This is a genomic window from Mycoplasmopsis ciconiae (assembly GCF_036350065.1).
In the GTDB taxonomy this organism is placed as follows: Bacteria; Bacillota_I; Bacilli_A; order Mycoplasmatales; family Metamycoplasmataceae; genus Mycoplasmopsis; species Mycoplasmopsis ciconiae.
Map to the genome: position 1 here is coordinate 76,831 of NZ_JAZDWZ010000001.1, position 23,917 is coordinate 100,747.

Annotated in this window: 9 protein-coding genes; all 9 read left to right on the forward strand. The window is 26.6% G+C overall.

Features of this window, described 5'->3' with window-relative positions:
• The first annotated feature begins 1 nt into the window (after position 1).
• Positions 2 to 733 carry a peptide chain release factor N(5)-glutamine methyltransferase gene (locus V2E24_RS00300; RefSeq protein WP_330500433.1) on the forward strand — a complete coding sequence of 244 codons (732 nt, stop codon included), beginning with the start codon at positions 2 to 4 and terminating at the stop codon, positions 731 to 733.
• 178 nt (positions 734 to 911) lie between these two features.
• A complete protein-coding gene (secG, locus tag V2E24_RS00305) occupies positions 912 to 1,142 on the forward strand; it encodes a preprotein translocase subunit SecG (protein ID WP_330500434.1) in 231 nt (76 codons plus the stop codon).
• 13 nt (positions 1,143 to 1,155) lie between these two features.
• On the forward strand, positions 1,156 to 3,339 hold the full coding sequence (rnr, locus tag V2E24_RS00310) for a ribonuclease R (protein WP_330500435.1): 2,184 nt from the start codon (positions 1,156 to 1,158) through the stop codon (positions 3,337 to 3,339).
• A gap of 2 nt (positions 3,340 to 3,341) precedes the next feature.
• Positions 3,342 to 4,121 (forward strand): tRNA1(Val) (adenine(37)-N6)-methyltransferase, encoded by a 780-nt coding sequence (locus V2E24_RS00315; protein ID WP_330500436.1) that lies wholly within the window; start codon positions 3,342 to 3,344, stop codon positions 4,119 to 4,121.
• A complete protein-coding gene (gene metG / locus V2E24_RS00320) occupies positions 4,114 to 5,652 on the forward strand; it encodes a methionine--tRNA ligase (protein WP_330500437.1) in 1,539 nt (512 codons plus the stop codon). Before V2E24_RS00315 ends, metG begins: the two co-directional genes overlap by 8 nt.
• Positions 5,653 to 5,664: 12 nt before the next feature.
• On the forward strand, positions 5,665 to 5,949 hold the full coding sequence (locus tag V2E24_RS00325; protein ID WP_330500438.1) for an antibiotic biosynthesis monooxygenase: 285 nt from the start codon (positions 5,665 to 5,667) through the stop codon (positions 5,947 to 5,949).
• 67 nt (positions 5,950 to 6,016) lie between these two features.
• The gene (locus V2E24_RS00330) at positions 6,017 to 6,571 is read left to right on the forward strand and encodes an inorganic diphosphatase (RefSeq protein WP_330500439.1); all 555 of its coding nucleotides are present in this window, start codon (positions 6,017 to 6,019) and stop codon (positions 6,569 to 6,571) included.
• A gap of 256 nt (positions 6,572 to 6,827) precedes the next feature.
• Positions 6,828 to 15,365 carry a hypothetical protein gene (locus V2E24_RS00335; RefSeq protein WP_330500440.1) on the forward strand — a complete coding sequence of 2,846 codons (8,538 nt, stop codon included), beginning with the start codon at positions 6,828 to 6,830 and terminating at the stop codon, positions 15,363 to 15,365.
• Positions 15,366 to 15,380: 15 nt separating this feature from the next.
• Entirely contained in the window at positions 15,381 to 23,903 is an 8,523-nt protein-coding gene (locus V2E24_RS00340; protein WP_330500441.1) for a coiled-coil domain-containing protein, read from the forward strand.
• Positions 23,904 to 23,917: the final 14 nt, after the last annotated feature.

A 23,917-nucleotide genomic window follows, 5' to 3' on the forward strand; every position in this document is an offset into this window, starting at 1 on the left:
AATGCCAACTATTGAAGATTTATTAAGAGAAAAACGTAGATATAATCTTAAAGAAGAAGTTACACAAGCGGAAGAGTATTTACTACAAAAAAACACTCCAGTTCAAAAAATTATTGGGTATGTTGATATGGCTAATGTCAGAATTGATGTTAGAAATAAAGTTTTAATTCCTCGTTATGAAACTGAAGAGTTGATCATGCGTTTAATTAATGAAATTCCTAAAAATTCACGTGTTTTAGATTTAGGTTGCGGTAGTGGTTTTATAGCCATAGCTTTAAAATATAATCGTCCTGATTTAGAAGTTGTAGCCAGCGACATAGATGAAGTAGCTATTAAAACAACAAAAATGAATGCACTTTTAAATGGCGTTAAAATAGAAGTAATTCAAAGTTCTTATTTTTACGAATTGTCCAAGTTTCAAGGCGCAAACGCATTTGATGTTATTGTAAGTAATCCACCGTATTTACAACCTAGTGAAGTAAGTGATTTGTCTGTTTTAGAACATGAGCCACACTTAGCATTATTTAGCGATAGATTAGGTTGAGATACAACATATAGAATTTTAAAAAACTTTAGAGCTTATGTTAAAGATAACGCAACATTATATTTTGAAATAAATCCTAATCATATTCATTTGTGAGAACAATTAAAAGACGCTTTTGATATTGAAATAACCAAAGATATGGAAAAAAGAGACAGATTTGTCAAAATACAAATGCATCCAAAATTTTAAAAAACCTTAAGAATTTAAAAATTATAAACATATAAAAAATTAACATTTTTGCGATGTTAATTTTTATTTTATTTTTTGTATTAACTTTAGATGTACTTAATAGATTTTTTAAAATTTAGGCAAATAATAATATAAAATATTATATATTTTATTTTTTAAAAACATCAAAGGGGTTTAAATGAACACATTGATTATATTTTTAATGATTTTTTCAGTCATAATAATAATCGTTTCCTTTTTAATGTCTCCAGATTCTAATGCTTTTAGTGGTGCTTTAGTAGGTAGTGGAGATTTAGAATTATTCAAAACTTCAAAAGAGAAAGGGGTTAAAAAAATTCTCAAATACACTATGTTTGCTTTTGGATTTCTGCTTTTTTTTGCAGCATTAGCAATTAGATTATTTATGTAGAATTAAACAAAAAATGATAAATAAAGAACAGATAATTAATTTTTTAATTAAAAACAAAAGTGCAACTTTTATCGAAATAGTTAAAAACTTTAAAATAAAACCCGACCAAAACAAAAGTGTTACAAGTTTGTTGCAACAAATGTTGCAAGATTTTGATATTTTTAAAAATCGTCAAGATAAGTATTATGTTGCTAAATTTATTAAAAATGGAATAGGTGAAATTAACATTAATTCTTCAGGAAAATTTGCTTTTGTTGACTTAGAAACTGAAGATGAGTCTACAAAAGAAGGTATTTTTGTGCCAAAAAATAATTTTAACGGCGCTTTACACAAAGATATTGTTGAAATTAAAGTTTTCGAAGGAACTGAAGAAAATGATTCAAAAAGCTACGGAGTTGTTTCTAAAATAGTTTCTAGAACTAATGAAAAATTAGTCGGTTTTTTAAAGCAAAATAATAAATTCGTGGATTTTGAGCCATTAGATAAGCGTTTTTGTACTTATAGATATAGAATCAATAACGTTGTTTATGGTGCTTTAGTTAATGATTTAGTAACAGCTAAAATAATAAGATATGATCGTAATTTTATTTATGTAGATATTGTCGAAGTAATTACAAACGAAACAGATCCTAAAGTGTTTTTAAAGGCTTTTATTGAGAGTGTTAATTTACCTAAAGGCTTCCCTGAAGAGTTAAATGAAGAATTAAACAAGATACCAGATGTGATCGATCATGAAGACAAAAGCAATCGTGTTGATTTATCTAACGAACTAATAGTTACTATTGATGGTGAATCGACAAAAGATTTTGACGACGCTATTAATGTTAAAAAAATAGACGAAAATACTTATAAACTTTGAGTGCATATCGCAGACGTGTCACACTATGTCAAAGAAAATACACAAATAGACAAAGAAGCATTAAAAAGAGGAACAAGTATTTATTTAGTTGATCGCGTTATTCCGATGCTTCCTGAAAAATTAAGTAATGGAATTTGTAGTTTAAACCCTAATGTCAAACGTTTTACCATTACTTGTGAAATGCTAATCAATAATTTAGGTGAAACTTTAGATGTTAAAATTTATCCGTCAATCATTGAAAGTAAATACCGTTTAACTTACAAACAAGTTAATGAATTTTTAGTAGATCAAAATGTAAGTGTTATTAACCAAAAAGACTTGCAAACAATGTTAAAAGATGCTTATGAACTTTCTCAAATAATTCATAAATACAAAGAAAATCAAGGTTATATTGATTTTGAAATAACTGAACCTAAGATCATTTTAAATGAGGATGGAAGCGTTAAAGATATTTATATAAACGAAAGAGGAGTAAGTGAAGTTTTAATTGAAGATTTCATGGTCAGAGCTAACGAAAGCGTTGCTAAGTTTCTTTTCGATTTAAGATATCCTGTTATGTACAGAATTCACGAAGCACCTGATGAAGAAAAAATGAATAATTTTAGAATGGTTCTAGATGCGTTAAGCATTAGAGCAAAAGTTCCACTTAGTGATATAACACCTAAAAAATTCGCTTCAATTATCGAATCTATTAAAGTTCAAAGAGATGATGAATTTTTAAAATTATTATTTTTAAGAACAATGCAAAAAGCTAAGTATAGTTCTTTTAATATTGGGCATTTTGGTTTAGCTAGTGAATTTTATTGCCATTTTACAAGTCCTATTAGAAGATATCCTGATTTAATTATTCACAGACTCTTAAGAGAATTAGTTTTCAAAAACAATAAAAAATTATTACCTCACTTTGAAGAAATTTTAGAAGATGTAGCAACCTTAAATAGTGCTAGTGAACAAAAGAGTGTCGAAATTGAACGTAGTTCTAATGACTTAATGTACGCTGAATATTTCAAAAATAAAATTGGACAAAGATACCGTGCACAAGTTATTAGTGTTGTTAAATTTGGTTTATTTGTCGAATTCGAAAATAAAACAGATGCGTTGATTCACAAATCAACACTTTTTGATGGTGAGTATGAGCCTAATGAAAATATGACTGAATTAATAAGTGAAAAACGTAAATTTAAATTAGGTGATTTTGTTGATGTAATAATTAGTGGTGTGGACTTAGTTGAAGGTAAGGTCGATTGTATTTTAGTCGAATTTTACAATGAATTCCTTCAAAAAGGTCACAATTCAAATTACAAAAAAGTTGATAATTCTAACGCAAGAAAGAGTTAATAATGCAAAGAAATATTGTTAAAAATTCTTTGGGTTTTGATGATGAATTATTTATTTATCAAGACAAAGATATGTTTAATTATTCTGTAGATACTATTTTGTTAGGTAATTTTGTTGCTTTAAATCATAAAACAAAGTATTTACTAGAGATAGGAACTAACAACGCCGCTTTGTCGATATTTTTAGCCGCAAGATATAAAGACTTAAAAATTAAAGCAGTAGAAATACAAAAAAGCGCAGCAGAATTAGCTCAAAAAAATGTTGAATTAAATAATATGCAGCAGCAGATTGAAATCATTAATAATGATTTTAATGACTATTGAAAAACTTATAACAAAACAATTAATAAAAAGTTTCAAATAATTGTATGTAACCCACCTTTTTATATTTATGATAAAAGCAAAATTAAAAAGAAAATTTCTCAAGAAAAATTAATAGCGACACACGAAATTCACTTAAATTTAGCGCAAATAATGGAAGGAAGCGCTAAGTTATTAGAACAAAAAGGTTATCTTTACTTGGTTTTACCAGTTGAAAGAATGGTTGATGCTTTTTGTGAAATGAGAAAAACAAAAATTGAACCAAAAAGAGTTCAATTAATTGTTCCTAGAGTAGATGATAAACCAAAATTTGTCTTAATTGAAGGTAGATATCAGGGTGGTTATGGTGTTCATTTTTTACCTAATTTATATTTACACGATAATAACGATAAATTAAACCATGACTATTTACCAGAAATTAAAAAGTTATATGTTCCTAGAAAGGTATTTGAAAATGAGTAGAAAAACTTGCTATATTACAACACCACTATATTATGCTTCGGGTAACTTACACATTGGACATTTATACACAACAACACTTGCTTGAGTTATTTCAAATTACAAAAAATTAAATAATTATGAAGTTATTTTATTGACTGGTTCAGATGAACATGGTCAAAAAATCCAACAAAAAGCTAAAGAAGCTAATTTAACTCCACAAGAATTTACTGATAAAGTTTCACAAACTTTTATGCAACTTTGAAAAGCTTACGGAATGGATGCTGATTTTCAAACTTGAAGAACATCAAACAAAAAACACGTACAAACAGTTCAAAAAGCTTTTAGTTACTTTGTAAATAAAGGGTTAATTTATAAATCTAAATACGAAGGTTTATACTCAATTAGCGATGAAGAGTTTTTAACTAAATCACAAGCTAATTTAGGTGAAGATGGAAATTATTATCACCCTAGTAGCGGTCATAAGTTAGAGTTTGTTTCTGAAGAAAGCTACTTTTTTAAAATTTCAGCTTTTAAAGAATGAATTTCTGAATATATTGAACAACATCCTAATTTTTTAGCTCCAGAAAAAACTATTAATGAGATTAAAAACAGTTTTTTAGATAATCTTTTAGATTTATCAGTAACAAGAACAAATATTGAATGAGGAATACCTGTAAAAGAAGATCCTACACATACTATTTACGTGTGATTAGATGCGCTTTTAAGTTATATTATTGCACTAGGATTTGATTTTGATGATTCAAGTGAAACATTCCAAAAGTTTTGAAATGAAGGTGATGAAATTATTCAACTTTTAGGAAAAGAAATTGCTAGATTTCACTTTATTTATTGACCAATTTTCCTTAAATCACTTGATTTAAGGCTTCCAAGTAAAATTCAAAGTCACGGATGAATAATAACACCAACTGGTAAAATGTCTAAATCTAAAGGTAATACAATTGACCCATATCAACTTTTAGAAAATTATCACCCAGAAATGATTAAGTACTTTTTTGCTTCACAAATTCCTTTAGGAGATGATGGTGTTTTTGAAGCCGAAAGATTAAAAAATACTATAAATGCTGATTTAATTAATAATTACGGAAATTTAGTATCTAGAACTTTAAAAATGATTTCCAACTCTTTTGATAGACCTTTGGTATACAAAAAAAGTTTAAATGATTTAGATATTGAAATTGAAAATAAGATTTTAGAATCTAAAGATCAATTTATCAGTTATTTTGATAAATTGGATTTAGCTAATGGTTTTGCTAGCGCTATTAAATTAAGTAGTTCACTTAATAAATATATAGATGAAACAAAACCTTGAACTCTTAAAGAAAATCTTGATGATTTAGAGCAAATTTTAGTAAGACTTTTAAATGGTATATATGCAGTTTCTACATATTTATCTGTTGTAATGCCCGACAAAATGAAAGAAGTTTCACAAGCTTTAAACATAGATTTTTCTATAAATTATTTAGAAAATTTCGCCAAATTTGATAACATTAAAACAGCAAAAACATTTATGTTTTTCGAGCGCATAAAATAGGAGCAAACAGTTATGATTTATACAAAAGCAACTAAATACAAAGTTAAAGATGAAAAAATGAAAGGTTTTGTTGATTACTTATACGTTTTTGTTAAAAAAGCAAGAATGGAAACACAAAACTTATCTTTCGAGTATGGTTTAAACGATCATGATGAAGTAGTTGTAATCCAAAGATGAAGCTCAATTCAAGACGAAATAGATTTCGCAAACAAACCAGAATTTAAAAAAGAGTTAGAAACTTTAGAAAAAATGGCCAAAGAAGTAACAACTCTTTATTCTTTTACCACTATAAAATAACGCTAAAGGCGTTATTTTATTTTTTTGTTTTCTTTTAAAAAATAACCTTTAATGATAAAATAAAACTATGAAAAATATTGTAGAAGTAAAAATTGAAATACAAAAAGATTCTCGTATTAAATATGAATACAACCGTAAAACAAAACAAATAGAAGTAGATAGAATTTTACGTGGTGATTTTAAATATCCATGCAACTATGGATTTATTCCAAATGCACTTGATTGAGATGGTGATGAGTTAGACGTTTTATTATATTCAAGCGAAACATTCATCCCTGGTGTTTCTTTAAACGCTAGAATAATTGGTGCAATGAAAATGATTGATGATGGTGAAACTGACACAAAATTAATTGCTGTTCATGCTGATGATTACCGTTTAGATTACATTCAAAACTTAGAAGATTTACCACTACCATTTTTAGATACAGTTAAAACATTCTTTAGTACATACAAAAACTGAAAACGTCCAGGAATTACAAAGGTTAGTGGTTTTGAAAATGTTGAATATGCACTAAAAGAATATGACGAGTGCGTTGAATTGATGCAAAAATACGGTGAAATGGATAAAAAAGAATTCATTAAATTAATGCAACAAAAGCACCCAGAAAAATACGAGATTTAATAATTTTAAATACTGTTATTGTTGATGCAATAGCAGTATTTTTTATTGTTTGAGAAAAAAATTAATAAGTTATTTAAGCTTAAATAATGAGCGTTTTTAAGAGATTATGTGATTTAACTAATACAGTGTTTTTACTTTTTAACCTATTTTATAGTGCTTTTAGTCATTTTCGTTTTTTGACTTTTTTGATATACTTAGAACAATTTAGGATTATTTTTAAGTTCAATAATTAATTATTGAAATCAAAGGAGAAAAAATGAATAAGAAAAACAAAGCCTTAACAGCAACGGCTATAAGTGCACTAGCTTTATCAGCTGGTGCTGGTGCTTTTCTATTTAATTTAAGCGAAAAATCTCAAGTTAAAGATGTAATAATATCTGATACTTCTAGATTTGAGTTTTTAAACCAAAAAATTAAACAAATATATGAAAAAATACAAGATCCGAATTTAACAGAAGAAGAGAAAATCAAATTATTAGAGTTAGCTAAAGAAGCACAAGAAATACTTGATAATTCAAACTCTACATACACTCAAGCGTATAATAAAGCACAAGAAATTGATTTTTATTTAAATTCTCTTGAATTGCAAAAAGGAATCGAGCAAAATAATGTTACTGAAATTTCTAAAGCTTTAGATGAGTTAGCTAATATGATTAACGATCCTAACATTAAAGAAGAATTTGAGAAGAATACACAAACAATAACTGATAAGTTAAAAGATCCAAATATTTCAACCAAAGAAAAAGATCAACTATATCAAGATTATATTAATGCTTTAGATGATGCACTAAACAATCAAAGTAATATTCAAAAACCTTTAGTGGATAATTTGAACAAAATTGACAATTTACTAAACCAAGACAATAATTTCTTAAGTGTTGAAGATAAAGCGGTTTTAAAAAATTATTTAAAAGAAGCTGAAGAAAAGTTAACTTCAACTTCTCTTTCAGCACAAGATGTGCAGGTTTTATCTAAAAACATTGAAGAAGTTTTTAATTTAATGCTCAACAAAAACACTTCATCTATTGAAGATATTAATGCCTTTAACAAAAAAATTGAACAAGCTATTGTCGAAATTTCTAATGCGCAATTACCACAAGAGCAAAAAGACAAATTATTATCTGAGATTACTCAAATCAAAGCTCAAGCAAACACTACAGAATCAGTTTTTGGTGTAAGTAAACAAAATGATATTAGTGTTTTAGATGAACAACTTAAAGGTGTTTTAAATCATTTAAGTGACGCTTTTTTAACTAAAGAAGAATTAATTGCAAAACTTAATAAAGTTTTTGATAGCAATGTTATTTTAAATAATGTTCCTTTAAATCAACAATACAAAAACTACATTAACGCCCAAAAACAAATGTTAAATGATTTGTTATCTTCAACTAACAAAGATGAAACTCAGATTAAAAATGCTTTATTAGATTTATTATTACAAACAACAAAAGATCAAATAACCGCAAAAGCTCTAGATCAAGCTATCGATCAAATGATTGATAAGGCAACTGAAGCAAAAAATACTAATTTAATAAACCGAAGTGATTTAGAAAATATCAAAAGCGATTTATCTTCCTTTGATGTTTCTTCATTAGAAGAAGCCTTTAAAGAAGTTCAGAAATTATTAGGTAACGACGCAATTGTTCTTCAAAGATCACAACAATTAAACACAAATATTGATCAATTACAAAAAGAGTTAGAAACAGTTTTAACTAATTCTATAAATCCAAATTTAACTTTAGCAAACTCAATCAAACAACAAATTGCTCAACTTAAAACTCAAAACAGATATTCTTTAAGTGTTTTAGAACAACAACAAAATAAATTTTTAGACGCTTCTAACGATTTAAAAGATTTAGAAAAACAAATCCTAAATGAATTAATTAACGAGGGTGATAATTTAGTTCAAAATTCTTATTTACCACAATCGCTTAAAGATAGAATTAATCAACTTAAAATCATTAGCAAACCATTAGCTAATTCTTTAAGTGGTTCAACTAGAAATCAATTAGTTCCTAGAATTGAACAATATAAAGAATTAATATCTCAAGCGTCTGTTTATAAAATTTATGACAAAGTTGAAAAACAAGCAAACGATCTTAAACAAAAAACAAGTGATTTACTTTCAAATAGCCCAAGAGAACAAGAGGCAGCAGTTTTAGTAGAAAAACAAATAGATCAGATATTAGATAATATCGAAGCTACTAAAAATAATCTAGCCATAAGTGATCAACAAAAAGAACAACAAATCCAACAAGCTAGTGATGCGCTTAATAATATTGATAGTAAGTTAGCGGATGTTAAAAATTTAAGCACTTTAGAGCAAAGTATATTAGATGAAATTAACTCTGATAAAGATCAAGATGAAAAAGCTATTTTAACAAGTCAAATCGAAAGAATAAAAAATATTATTCAAAATAACTCAAACGCATATGCACATTTAAATGAAGAATATGACTTTGAAGCAGTCGCAAAACAATTAAACGATTTATTCCAAGAATATCTAAAAGATAAAAATGAATTAATTAAACAAAGAACTTATAACTCAATACTAAGACACATTAACAACACTTTTGCTCCATTAAGATTTAACGGACAAAATACACCAATGCAACAATCATTTATTAATGAGTTAAACAAACTTCAAGAACACTTAAACGATCCAAATGTTTCTGATGAAATATTTGATGAATATCGTCAAAAAATGATTGATTTAGATTCTAGAGTAGAAAACGCTTATCTTTTTGAGGTTGCAGCCAATAACTTAAATAAAGCTATTGACGTGGCTCAAAGTTATACATACGGACAATACGAGCCAACAACAGCCATAAATCAAGCTAAAGCAACCGCGCAAAACGCGAGTGAAATTTTTGAAAAAGCCCAAGGTGGTGACTTTTTAAATGCTGAAGAATTTTTAGAAAAACAACAACAACTTGAAAATGAATTAGCGCAATTAAAATTAGCTCAAGCTCAATCACTTTTAAAATTTGCTGCAAGCAAATTAACACCATATTTATATACTGATACAAACTCAAATGCAGCTTTAAGTGAAATCATTAATGTGGTTAACTCTAACATTAACTCAGTAATTAATGATGCTTTTGAATTAGCTAATAATCCTCAAGCTAACATTGAAGAATTAAAAAGCTTTAGCGAAAAAGTCGAAAACACTTACAAATTAGCAAGTGTTTTAAATGGCGCGCTTTTAACATATCAATCTCAAGCTAATGACCCAAAATATGATTTAGTTTTTGAAAGATATAAAGATGTAATTTTGAGTAATTTACTTAATACCAATGACTCTTTAAGTGAAATAGGTGCTAAAATCAGAAATATCGATGCAGAAACATCTAAAATAACTCCACAAAAAAATGTTATTGATAATTTGATTTTAATTAAGCAAGTTTATCCAAATACATTTATTTCTAATAATTTAGAACAACAAAACTCTAACATTCAAGCACAAAGAGTATTTTATCGTCCTTATATTAGTGAATTAAATGCAAAAATTAGTGAATATCAAGAAACTTTTAGTGATAAAAATTTAAGCGTCCCTCAATTAATTGAACTAAATAACAATATCATTGATACAACACTAAAAGCCCAATCAACAAAAGAAGATTTAACTAATAAATGAAATAATTTAACCCAAGAAGTCGAAACAACATATCAAAACTATAGAGCTTTATCAACTCAATTATCATTTAATACTCCAATTATGGACAAGTATTATAATGAAGTTTATTTAAGTGCTAAAGAATCTTTAGAAACTACATTTGATGATTTAAACCAAATAAATACTGATTTAATAATTGCTTATTGAAAAGACAAATTTGACAATCAATACACAAAATTAAAATTAGATATTGAAATAGCTTACCCTGATAATAGCGACCCAATTTTTTCTGCAACTATAGCAGCTAAAACTGATTTATTAGAATCATTAGAATTTGTTAATAACTTAGTTCATCCAGAAAATATTACACCAAAATTAAGTGATGCAGAATTAAAAGAAAAAGAATCACAAATTAGTGCCTTATTTGTAAATAACCAAATTTCAGTTTTACAAAGTATTGAAGCTTATTCAAAACAAGCTTTAAAATTAATTCAAAAAATTAACGAATACAATAATAATCAAGATGAAAACGCAAATTCATTAGAAGCTTTAAGTGGCGCACTGCAAGCAAATAGACTTTCAAAAGTTGTGGTAAATAGCTCTTCAGATTTAGATGTTATAGCACAGATTCAAACATTAATTGATAATCTTAATGAAGCTTACAGAAATAACATAAGCTTTAATGATTATAAAAATGAATCCATTTTAAGTGTTAATGAACTTATTAAAAAATATGAAGCTCAAATAAACGAAGCAAACGTTAGCTCATATCCTTTAAACTTCAAAGAAGAACAAATTGATTATTTAACTAATTTATCTAATGAAATTGAATCTATTGAATATACTCAAAACACTCCACAAGAGATATTAGCAGCTAGAAATAAAGTAAAACAATTAATGGATCGTTATGATCAAATTGCAAATAATTTCTTAGTTATAGATGAATTGGCCCAACAAGTAAAATTAGTTACAGATACAGTTGGAGCTAAAGTAGAAAATGATAAAACCAATATTTTGTCAATGATCAATAACGATGTTTACAATTTAGTAAATAATCAAGATCAACCACAAAATTCAATTACAAATCAATACACAAATCCTAATTCAACACAAATTAGTCAATTTATTTCTGAGTTAAAATCACTTCAAAATATTTATTATTCAGCTGTTAAATACACACAATCATTTGAAAATTTACAAGCTGAATTTAATAAAATAGCTGCAAATAACGATTATCCAAATGGTCTGTTTTATGAATCTAGTGTCCAAAAACAAAAATTCCAAGACTACATTAGTGCATTTAACAAAAAAACTTTAAATATTGATGAAAATGGATTTATTTCAAACTTACCAACTTCACTGACATTAGACACAGCAAAAGCTATTAATGATCAAAGTATCGCTTTAATAAAAGAACAAATCACTCAATTAACTCAATACAATATAATCAACAATGAAGCTAGCGGGCTATACACTTGAGATGCTAAAAATGTAGCTGACTCAATTTTAAATTCAGTTTTAGTAATACCAAGTAATAATCAATGATCAAATGTAAGTGATATTCGTCAAATCATCAATACAATGAAAGCAAGTGTATCTAAGAAATTTAACTTGTTTACAAGTAGAAAAGAAGCTGTTGAAAATATAACAACTAAATTAAATTCACTTGATAATTCTTCAAATGTTTACTCTATTTTGAATCAAAAATATACACAAAAATACAACGAACTAAAAGAGCAAATTTTATCAGCTCAGAGTGAAATTTCAAATTCTTATCCAAATACACAACAAGAAAATCAATACATTATTGAAATTTCACAAATAATTAATGATTTAAATAGAATGGCAAACAATTTATTTAATGTTTATCCACTATACAAAAATATTGCCGAAGCTATTAATTTACAAAAGCAACAAATTGCTCAAGTGCAATTAAATCCAAATATTTCTGATTCTAATAATGTAATCAACCCACAAGCTTTAGCACAGTTGAATGCTATGATTGCTAATGTCGAAAAAGTTCAACAAGCTTATACAAAAGAAACAAACGAAGCGCAACTAAAATTAATTCAAACAAACATTTTGGCTTTAACTCAAAAAAGCAAAGTGGTTACTTTATATGCTGAATTATTTACAAAATTAACCAAAGATGTTCAACAAACCCCTCAAACAAGTGTTAATATTCAAACAAATAAATTTAATTTAGCTCAAAATCAATACACAAATTTAATTGCGCAACCGTTATTTAACATTTTGCAAGAGTTTATTACACAAGCTAACGATTCGGCTAATTTTGATGTTGAAAAATTAATTAATTTACAAACTAGATATTTAAATGGTGATGCGCCAAGTTCATTTAAAGTTGCGTTAGCTAACACAAACTTATTAATTAATTCAATTAATGAAGCTGTTCAATACTCTAACACAAAAGCTCAAAACGAAACAGTGGCTATGAATGATTTATACACTCAATTAGGAACTTTAAATTCTTTACAAGCATCAATTCTTTCTCAAGCTTACCAAGCGTTAGTTAATGTTAATAGAAATGAAATAAGCAAAACAAATGCAATTAATAGTATCTCAAACGATTTTAATGGTATTTTAGTTCGCCTTCAAAGACAAAAATACACAGAAGTGCAAAATCAATTGTCTATGGCTAGTGCTTTAAATTCATATTTAAATGCTAACTACCAAAGTAAAACAAAATCAGCTACCCCAGTTATTAGTTCATATGTAAGCGAGGCTATTGATAATCTAAAAGCTCTTAATATCAACACACCAATTAGCCAAATGAACGAACAAATAAATATTAGCTACCAAAAAATGAAACAGCAAATTGATGCTGTTTATGAATACGAAAAAGCTAATTTAAACGCGCAAATAGCTAATGTTCAAAAATATTTAGCTTTATATGGAAAAATGAGCGTTGACTCAATTGATTCTTCCCAAGCTAATGTTTTAAAACAGATGTTGAATATTTCAGAAGAGGCACTTAATTCGCTTTTAGAGTCTGTAAACAACACTTCTAATAATGCGCAATTACCTACAAATCAAGCGGAATTAACTAAGTTTTATGAACAAGATTATCAAATTTTTATCTTAAATAACCTTAAAACACCATTGCAAAATTTAACTTCTTCACTTGAATCTTTCAGAAACTCAACACTCTTAAGCGCAACAAATATTAAAAACGGATTTGAAAACTTTAATCAACAATTAAGTACAAATTCATTAATGGAAAATGGACAAGCTTCATTATTAATGATGATTGAAGCTATTTTATGAAACTCACAAGTTCAAAATAATGATTACTTACCACAAAATTATGAGCAAACTTTCACATTAATACGTAATTTTACAAGTAATTACGCAACTAATAAAGAGTCACTAAATTTTGATAACTTAAGTCAAAACTTTGATGATTACCAAACATTTATTTTAAATTTATACAAAGTATTTCCTTCATTACAAGAAATGATTTTTAACCAAAATGGCGGTCTTAAAAATACATATTCAACATATTTAAACAGCAGAAAAAACATTTCAACATTTTTAAATACAGTTGCTGGTCAAAATTATCGTTCAACAGATATAAATGAAAGTTCTCCTTTTTCAGAGTTTTTAAATTCATATAACACTCAAACAGCTACAGCCGAATCAGTTTATACACAAACTTTTGAGCAAATTTCACAAAACTCATCTATTTCAAGAAATTTATTAAACTTAAACATAGCTATAACATCCTTGTATAACTTTAAATTGTGATTACAGCAAATAGTTAATATTTCGCAAATTTTCAACTATTTAAACGAAAATCACGCAGATACACAAACACCAAATTACTTATATTCTGATATTAAAGAAGATGTTATTGCCGAAAAATTCATCGAAAGTTTTGAGGCTATAAAAAATTACAACGCTAACGAACAAGAAAGAGCTAAAATTCACAAAGTCTTAAATATTGCTGGTAAAAACTATAATTCTGTGCTAATTAATCCTAATCGTGGAAGTGTTGCTAACATTAGTGCGGAATTAGAGAATTTAGCTAATAACTTAAAAAACTTATTTAATGAATTTTCAATTTTAAATCAACCTAACTTTGTTTATAACTTAGAAAACATAAGAATTTACTTATATGCCTTTGGAGAAGTAGGAAGCGCAAATGAAAACGATTATCTTCAAGCGATTTTCCAAACTAATAGTAACTACAAAGCTGTTAAGTATAACATAGCATTTGAATATGTAAATCCTTTTAGTGTTTCTGCACCTACTCAATATGCATCGGTTTTTGGTGATTTACCAAACTTCATTTTTAATTACGACAATGTCCAAACTTACTTTAAAACAGTTCAATATCTTAAAGTAACAAAAGATAATTTACCTTTTTATGGTCGCGGAGATCGTCAGTATTTACCAAACGCTGAAATGTATAGCGTTTACAACCAAATAACAGATTTATATCCTCAAAGAGCTATATTTAAATATACTGAAGCAGGTTGAAGTCCTCAAACAGCAGTTACAAACTTATTTACTTCATTTGTTAATTACTCTAACAAAGGAACAAATAACTGATTCTTAACTGACTTTAGTAATGCAGCCGTAAATCAATCTACATCAACACAGGATTTTAACATTAAAATTAAACCTAAATTACCAGATGGAAAAATAACTCTTGATGGTGTAAATTACAGAATTTACAAAGACTGAACATTCTGATCAACAATTCAACCAGACAACCAAGGAACAATTGCGTGAATGCCTATAACAGTGGCTATTCCTTTAATTAGTGAAGATAATTCTAAAATTGGTTGAATAACATATATGTTCCAATTAACAACATATTTTGATTCTTCAAAACCAAATAACTTTACTACTTTTAATGTTGTAGCTAATCAAGCTGTTGTATCAAGCTTTTTAGGTAAAAACATTGATAAATCAGGTAATTTAGATCAAATTATTAAAGATAACGCTACATGAATTTTTGGTAATTCTTTATCTAACAAAAATGTTTATATTTGATTCAATAGTGACTACAAATACTACCCAGGAAGCTTCAACTTTAACTTCTGAACCACAGATACACAAAATCCTCAACAAACCACACAACAATATAAAGATAAATTTGAAGTATTTGACATCAATTTAAAACTTCACTCAGACATTCTTAATCAAAAGTAGAAATTAGGAGAAATTATGAATAAAAAATTAAAAACTACTCTTTATACCAGTAGTGCAATCTTAGGGGTTGCCACAGCCATTGGTGCGGGTTTTTTAACTTCATTAAAAGAAACTCGTAATGTATCCAATTTAACATACCAACAACAAATTTTTTATGATTATACTGATGTTATTTCTGAGTATAAAAATACTGATAAATTTAAAGATGTTGTCAATGCACAAGTGAGCGATTTAATCGAACAAGCTCATGATGAGGTTTTTAATCAAGATAGCACAAATGAGCAAAAACAAGAGGCTTTAGATAAGTTAAATGATCAAATATTACAAAATATAATTGATGCCATTTCTAATCCTCTAAGCGTAAAAGATTTAGAGTTTTTAGAAAAAATAGCCAATTCTCAAAGTGAAAGAATTAGAGAAATAACTTTAAAAGAAAATTTTACTAATTCAGCTTTAAACAAGTTAAATGCAACATTAGAATTAGCTAAAAATAATTCAAATGTTGATGTAAAAAAAGCTTTTGAGTCATTTGTTAGTGATTTAAATGAAACATTAAAAAAACAAAATCAAATAATTGTTGAATACAATCAAAAAGTTGCTGACAATAACACTTGAATAAAAGAGGTTAAATATCCGTTTTTAGCTACTGAAGTTCAAAAACAAAATCAAATTCTTAATAATTTATTGTGAGATGGACCTTTTAGAGAAAACTCTTTAGAAAATCAACAACTTTTAATCGAAAATTTAAAACAACAATATCAACAACAAGCTAAAGAATATGAGCAAAAACAAAAACTTATAGAAGATTTAATTAAACAAAATCAAAATGCGCTCCAAAACATAAATAATCCTGAATTAGAGCAAAAAATAAAAGATGCAATTTTTAAATATCCTGAATCAATTAATTCTTTAGCTGATGCTGATGAATTAATTGATGATTTACAACAAAATTTAACTCAATGAAGCGACTCACAAAAACCTTCTAATGAGTTAAAAGATTCTATTAACAGCTTTGTTAAAGACAATTTAAATAATTTAGATTTTTACAAAAAAAGCTTTGAAATGCTTGCTAATAATTTAGTCCAAGCTTCTAAAGAAACGGATAATTCAACTAAATTAGCGCAAATTAAAAGAGATTTAGTTGATGCTTATAATCAATATGAAAAACTAGAGAATAAAGTAAATGAATTAAATAGCAAAATTGACCAAGCGATTTTTAATTCTAATTTAGCGCCATCTGAAGCTAGTTTACTTAAAGATAAAATAAATCAAACTTCTGAATTAACAAACCCACAACAAATAAGTGATGTTCTTTCAAATGTTGAGCAAGAAATTAACCAAAAACTTAATTTATCTTCAAATAATTACCAATTATCAAAATTTATTGAAGATGATATTGAGTTTTTAAGAAATTCTGAACGTGTGACATCATTGGTTGTTTTAAATCTTGATAATATTGTTTTAGCTTTAGATAGAACAAATAATGACCCATCTTTAAGTGTTACAGAAAAAAACGTTTTATATGCTAATTATGAAGAAGCTGTAAGAAATGAATATAAAAAACAAGTAAATAATTTAAACCAAATTGCTACACAAAAAATTGAATATTTAGAATCGTTTTCTAATGAGAATGCTTCTGCACTTATTGATGCGTTAAAAGCAACTGTAAAAAATAATGCCATCTTAGCACAAGCTGATTCTTTAACAACTACAAATAAATTAAAAGAGTTAATTATTCAAGAAAATGAATTATTAAATAAAGCTGATAAATTAGAAATAACATTGAGTTTATATTCAAGAAATAGTAATTTAGTAGATTACTTAAATAACACTTTTAGTAATAATATTATCCCTTATGATTTTACTGTTGCTGAGCAAACTATATTAGCTAAAAGCAATCAGATAAAAGAACAAATTGATGAACTTAATTCATTAATTTATTCAGATAATTCTTTAAGTATTGAGCAAATTGAACAAAAGAAAAATCAAATTATTGAGCAACAAAATCACTTGTATGAATTAGCGCAACCATATATTAATGCCCAAAACACAATTAACTTAGCTAAAAATGCTTTAGATTCAGTAGATCAACTGCCACAATTAAAAAATGCTGTTAATAACGAATACAAAGCTCTTGAAGCTCAAATGAGCAAATTAGAAGATATTTTAGTGTCTGATGAGGCCACAAGTGAAGTTATTACTCAACAACAACAAAAAATAAAAGAAGCTATTGATAATCTTGAAAAAGCAAAATTAAAATACGCTGATCAAATTGATTTAGACATAACATTACAAAAAATTAATGAATTTTTCCCTGATGATAAAAATAATGAAAATGATTCAATAGCCGAAGAATCATTAAGACAAAAGTGAGCAACACTAAAAGAACAACTTTTAAATCCTTCAACTACACAAGATGTTAAAGATCAAATTAAACAAGATTTATTTGACATTAGACAAATTGTTGAAGCAGTTAAAAAAGATTATGATTTAGTGCAAAAGCTACAACAAATGATTTCTTTTGCTAATGGCGTAGAACATGGTAATTTAACTGATATACAATTAGAATCGTCACAAAAATTAATCGAACAAGTAAATGAGCAATTTAGTAACATTAATTCAGCGAATATCCCTAATTTACAAGTGTTTTTAAATTATCAATTTGAAATACAAGATCAAACAAATAATTTAGAATTAGCCGTATACAAAGACAGAATAGTAAAAAATAATAAAATTTTACAAAGTTTAAATATTAATGCTGAAGATTCTTCATATGCATATTTAAAAAGTGCATTTAGTTCTGTAAATGATTTTGCCACTGATTATTTAGGTCAATCAAACATACCTAGCGTAATTGACGCCTCAGAAAAAATTTCAGCATTAATACCGTTATTTAATACTTATTTACAAGCTTATGAGTTAGAAAAAGAACTTCAAAACAATAATTCAATAGAGTTATTAACACAGCTAAAAAATTTATTAGCTTCAAACCCAATTAACCCAAATAATTCAGTTAATGTTATTGACCAAACTAAAAATAACATTGAAAGTGGTTTATCAATATTAAAAAATAAAGTAATTTTAAAATCTTTAACCGAAGAATTAAAAACAATTTTAATAGTTCAAAAAAATCCAAATTATGATCCTTCTCAAGAAGCTACAGCTCAAGAATATTTAATTAATGAACCAGCTAAAGCTATATTCGCCAATCTTTTAAACCAAATTAACAACACTATCAATAAATTTGAAGGAATATATAATTTAAGTTTTGTTAATGAAGAATTAGTTTTAAATGCAATCAATGAAGCTAAACAAAAGTTACAAGAATATAGACAAACAAGATTACAAATCATTGAACAATATGAAAAATTAACACAATTAAATAATGATGAAATTAACAAAATAGATCAGTTAATTAGGGCTGAATCACAAAAAGTCGACACAAACGGAATCATTATTTATTCAAACTTTACTTATCAAAATTATGATAAAGTTGTTGCAGAATATAAAGCACAATTAGATACAAATCCAAGTACTATGGCAAATATGCAAGCTTATTTAGATAAGTTTGCTGCTGCTTTTAATAGAGATTTAACAATAAATTATGTTAAATATTTAAATGATTATGTCAATGGCAAGGGTGAATTTGCAGCTAATTCACAGACAAACCCACCTAAATTAACTCCTTTTGATCCAACTAAAAAACCTGATCAAGTGGTTCAGTCATCACAAAATACTTTAATTGAGTATTTACAAAATATTACCGATAACGCTAACTCAAGCGCTTCAATGTTAAAAAGCGCCAGAGAAGTTGCTTTTAATGCAATTAACTTAGCTTATGTTGAAAATAAAGTAACAAAACAATTAAATAAAATTGAAAGTAACCCAGAAAAAGAAACAGATTATCAATTATTGTATGATGCCTTAGTTCAAAATTTACCTGACCCACTTAGAAAATATTCAAATTTAATTGTTCAAGCAAATAATTTACAAACTCAATATGATAAATTAGTTTCTATTGAAGAATTAAGAGTTTCTAACTTTGAAATCATTGGGGAATCAGCTAATGATTCTTCAAATGCAAGCGGGCTTTATGCTGGTTATGAAAGCCGTTTAAATGATGCCAATTTAAATGATCCACAAGCGTTAGAAATTATTAAAAATTACTTATCAAACATTTATCAACAAAACAATTTAGCAACAACTAAAAATCAACTAGAAAATATTAGTCAAAATATCAACTCTTTAAAAACTAATATCGAAAAAGTTTCTGAATTGTCACAAAAAGTACATGATTCTTTAGAAATAATTTCTTCACAAACACCAGTTTACTTATACATTCAACCATTTATTTCAATGTTAAATGTTTTAATAGCCCAATCTCGAGAAGCTTATATTGACACAGGTGTTGGTTCAATTGATAAAATCAACAATTTAATTGAGCAGTTAGACTCAGTAAATCAAAAAACACAAATAGCTATTTCAATTTATCAAGAATTTACAAAAGCAGCAAAAATCAATGCCCAAAATAATTTAAATTATTATCAAAATAATGGTGTTGAAGGTTCAGTAAACAACGAAACTAATAATCAATTTTTAAATAATATTTTGTTAGTTGCTAAGGTTAAAAATACTGCTGAGATATTGAATGAATATTTATATTTAATCAACAAAGATTTAGGTCCAGATGCAGCAGATAGCGAATTAGTTGATTTTAACATGTATTTAAATAAAGCTATTGAGCTGTCAAATCAATATAACACATGAGCTTCTTCAGATTACGCAGGAGAGCAATTTGACGCTCAGTTGTTGTTAAATAAATTATGGGAATTTGTTGTAAATCCAAGAGTTGTTAGCGAAAACGCTACAATTGAACAAATTTACAATAACATTGATTTTAACTACAACAATCTTTCATCATCCTTAGAAACAATTATTCAATTAAACAACAAAAAGAATGAAACTAATCAAACTTTAATTAACTACACTAACCAAAAACTTTTTGCAAATGATGCACAAAAACAAGCATCCTTTATTGATCAACATAACACTTTATATCAAGTTTTAAATAACCGTGTAAGTAATATTAATAGCGATATTGTTAACTCTGAAAGTTTAAATAATTTACAATTACAAACTAATAAAATTAACGAATTAGACTTAATAACAGATTATTTAGTAAATTTAGACACTTTAGTAAATACAGCCAATACAATAATTAACTCAACAGCTGTTGACTCATCAAAAGTTAACTTAACTCAAGCTATACAAGAGTTAAAACAAATGATTACTTTTATAATTAACAAATATAATACTTATTCAAGTATTGAAGATATTGAAAATGATCAACAAAACTTAAATAATCAATTAGGTAAAGTTAATTTCTTTGTTGGTTTTGAAAATATAAAATCACAAATAACAAATAATTCAATTTTAAATTCACAACAAAAAGAACCGATTTTAGCGATATTAAATCATGTTAGTGATTTAGCTAACGAAGCTAACCCAAATTACCCACAAATAAATGAAAAATACCTACAAAACAGCACTCAAGCTATCGACCAAACAACTAAAGATAATGAATTTGTAAATACAAGTGTTTTACAAATTCTTAATGATTCTGTTAAACTTCAAGAGACTATTTTGGTAGCTTCACAGATTTTGGCGTTACAAGATTCTAATTATGATTCAGCTATTACTAAACAAAATTATTCAAATTTACAAAATAAAATAGAAGAAGCTAAAAATATATTAGTTCAACAACCTGTTAATTTTGAGATTAACGAAGAAGCTAAATTTAATTTATGAAATCAATTAAATTCTTTAATTATTGAAATTAGAGACTCTAAAAAAACAGAATTAAATAATTTATATGAATCTAATAAACAACTTTTAGAATATTTCACAAACCCACTTAACAATTTTAACGTTGAAGAAGTTAGATTATTAAGCTTTGCTGATGTGCAAAGTGGAAATTCACAAGCTGGACTAGCTTTAGGTCAATTAAAAAATGCGCTTGATCAAAGTTATGAAACTAATTCTGAAATAGCAAATATGATTTCAACATTTAACACATTCTTGAATTTAGCTAATGCAGCAAGAGAATTCCAAATTTTGAATTTATTTGCCTATAAAAAAGAGAAGCTTGCATCAGCTTTAGCTGAAGTTAATAATTACTTAACTCAATTTGACAACACTCAAATTTTATCTGGAGCAAATCTAAATAAAAATTCTGGAACATATAAAACTAATTTAGATAATTACAATTTATATGCAGCTAATTTATCATTACAAAACACAAGCGATGATATTAGCGATTATCAAAATGTAATTAATACTAGATATAATTTACCAATATCCACTTTAGAACAAAACAAAAATAACTTTGTCTCAAGTGTCCAAAGTTATATTAATAAATTCTTAAAAACAACCGCTAGTGAATTAGCTCAAGCAGGAAACGAAGATAATGAAGGATCAATTTTTGTTTTAAATAAATTTTTAAATCCATATTTAGATCAAAATAATAATTCAAGTGCTCAATTACAATTATTTAATAATATTTTAATGAATGATGCAATTGGTTTTTATGCAAATACTTATTCGTTGTTAATTTTAAATACACTAGCTAGATATAATGATTTAAAAAATAATTCAGATGCTATCAGTTTATCAACACTAGCAAGTCAAAATAACGAAATTATTATAGCTACAAATCAACTTTTAAGCCTTATTTACAGCGGAATTAAGTCTTTTGAAAATTCAAGAAGTAATTTAAATCAAATTATTAATCAAATCGCTATTAATGCATCAGATTCCTCTTTTAATTTAATAAAAGAACAATATTCAAATATTTACAATCAAATTTCAACTCAAAGTCAAAGTTTAAATAATTTAAATATTATTAATATGAGCGACAATCTTGCACAAAATCACTCTTATTTAGTTATTAAAAAACTTTTAGATGTGTCACAAAACACTTCTGATAATTCAACAATCACATTAAAACAATTTTATGAGTGACCTGAAAATAATAAAAACTTATTATTAAATTTCTTAAATATGGATATTAGCTCAATACCTAATCAAAGTGTAAGTGACTACCCAGGTTTAAGTTCACTTAAAAGATACCAATATGTTGTAACCAAGAAAACAACAACTAAAAAAGATTTAATTAGTAATCTTATTAAATTAGGCGAAAACACTAATGAAATTGATATAACAAATGCAGCTTCATTTTTAAATTTATTTAACGCATTTGCCTTTACACAAATAGGATTAGGAGAAAATAATACATTAGCATCTTCTCCATATAACTCAAATGAATTAAGAGTGATTATTAAAAAATTAAATGATAATTCTTGATATGAAAATGTTCCAGTTGACGTTAATAGCGATTTACAAAAAATCAAAATTAAAGTGAAATATTCATATACACCAACTAATTTACAAAACTTTAGTAACTTAACAGCATTAGAACAAGAAAGTGAAATTGTTTTATCTTTTGATAAAGATTTACATGTGCAAATTCCTTCTGGAACAAGTTCAATTTTCTATCAAACAAATGATCAAAACAAAAATCTATTTTCTAAAAATGCAAAAGTTGAAGTTTTAGATTTATTTAATGCTGGTTTAATAAGCGATTCTGAAACAACCCTAAGCGAGCAAAGAAAACAAGAAATTATTAAAACTATTTTCTCAGGATTTAAAAATAATGTTTTAGGTGCGGCAGATAGCGACACTAACGTTGGATATACATCGAGATTTGTGCAAAGTGTAAATCCAAATTCTCAATACTCATTAAGCATTTTAAACCAACTTTCATATACAGTTTCAGGGTATGTTACTGTTGGAGAGGATTGAGATAACACAATAACAAAAGTTTTTGGTGATAATAATAACCAAGAAATTCAAGTCTTAAGCATTGTTCCGGCTAAGTCTTCTTCATATGTTTTAATTAGTCAAGATATGGAATTAAACAACAACAGATACTTCTATGAAAATCCAAAAAATAATAATGGCTTTTCAACTGGACTATGATTCTTAAAAAATAATGGTAACTTAGCTAACACAATGCCTCAAGCGGTTATAAACTTGTATAAATTTAAATTTACAATTGAAAATGGTAAATTATATATGTATATAAGTTATTTTGAAACTCAAATGGCAACAAGAGTCAGAGATTCAGCCGCTAGCGGAGTAGATCAATATAGTCCTTTAGTATTTGCTAATGAATTGGCAAATAACATTAGCTCAATCTTACAAATAGATTCACAAAAAGGAACAATAATAAATACAACTAATACAAATAAACACATTTTCTTATTCAATGGTAACTCCCAAAGTAACGAAGATGGATTATTCTATCTAAGAGGTGGAGGAGTTCTTATTGATGAAAATAGTAACCAAACAAATGCAGATATATCTAAACAATATATTTCTGAGCAAGTTTTTGGGGCTAATGGAAAATGAGAAGTATTAAAATACACTTCAATCTTAAACTCAGGTATTGTTGATTTTAAATTCAAGTGAAAAAAATAATTCAAAAAAGACTG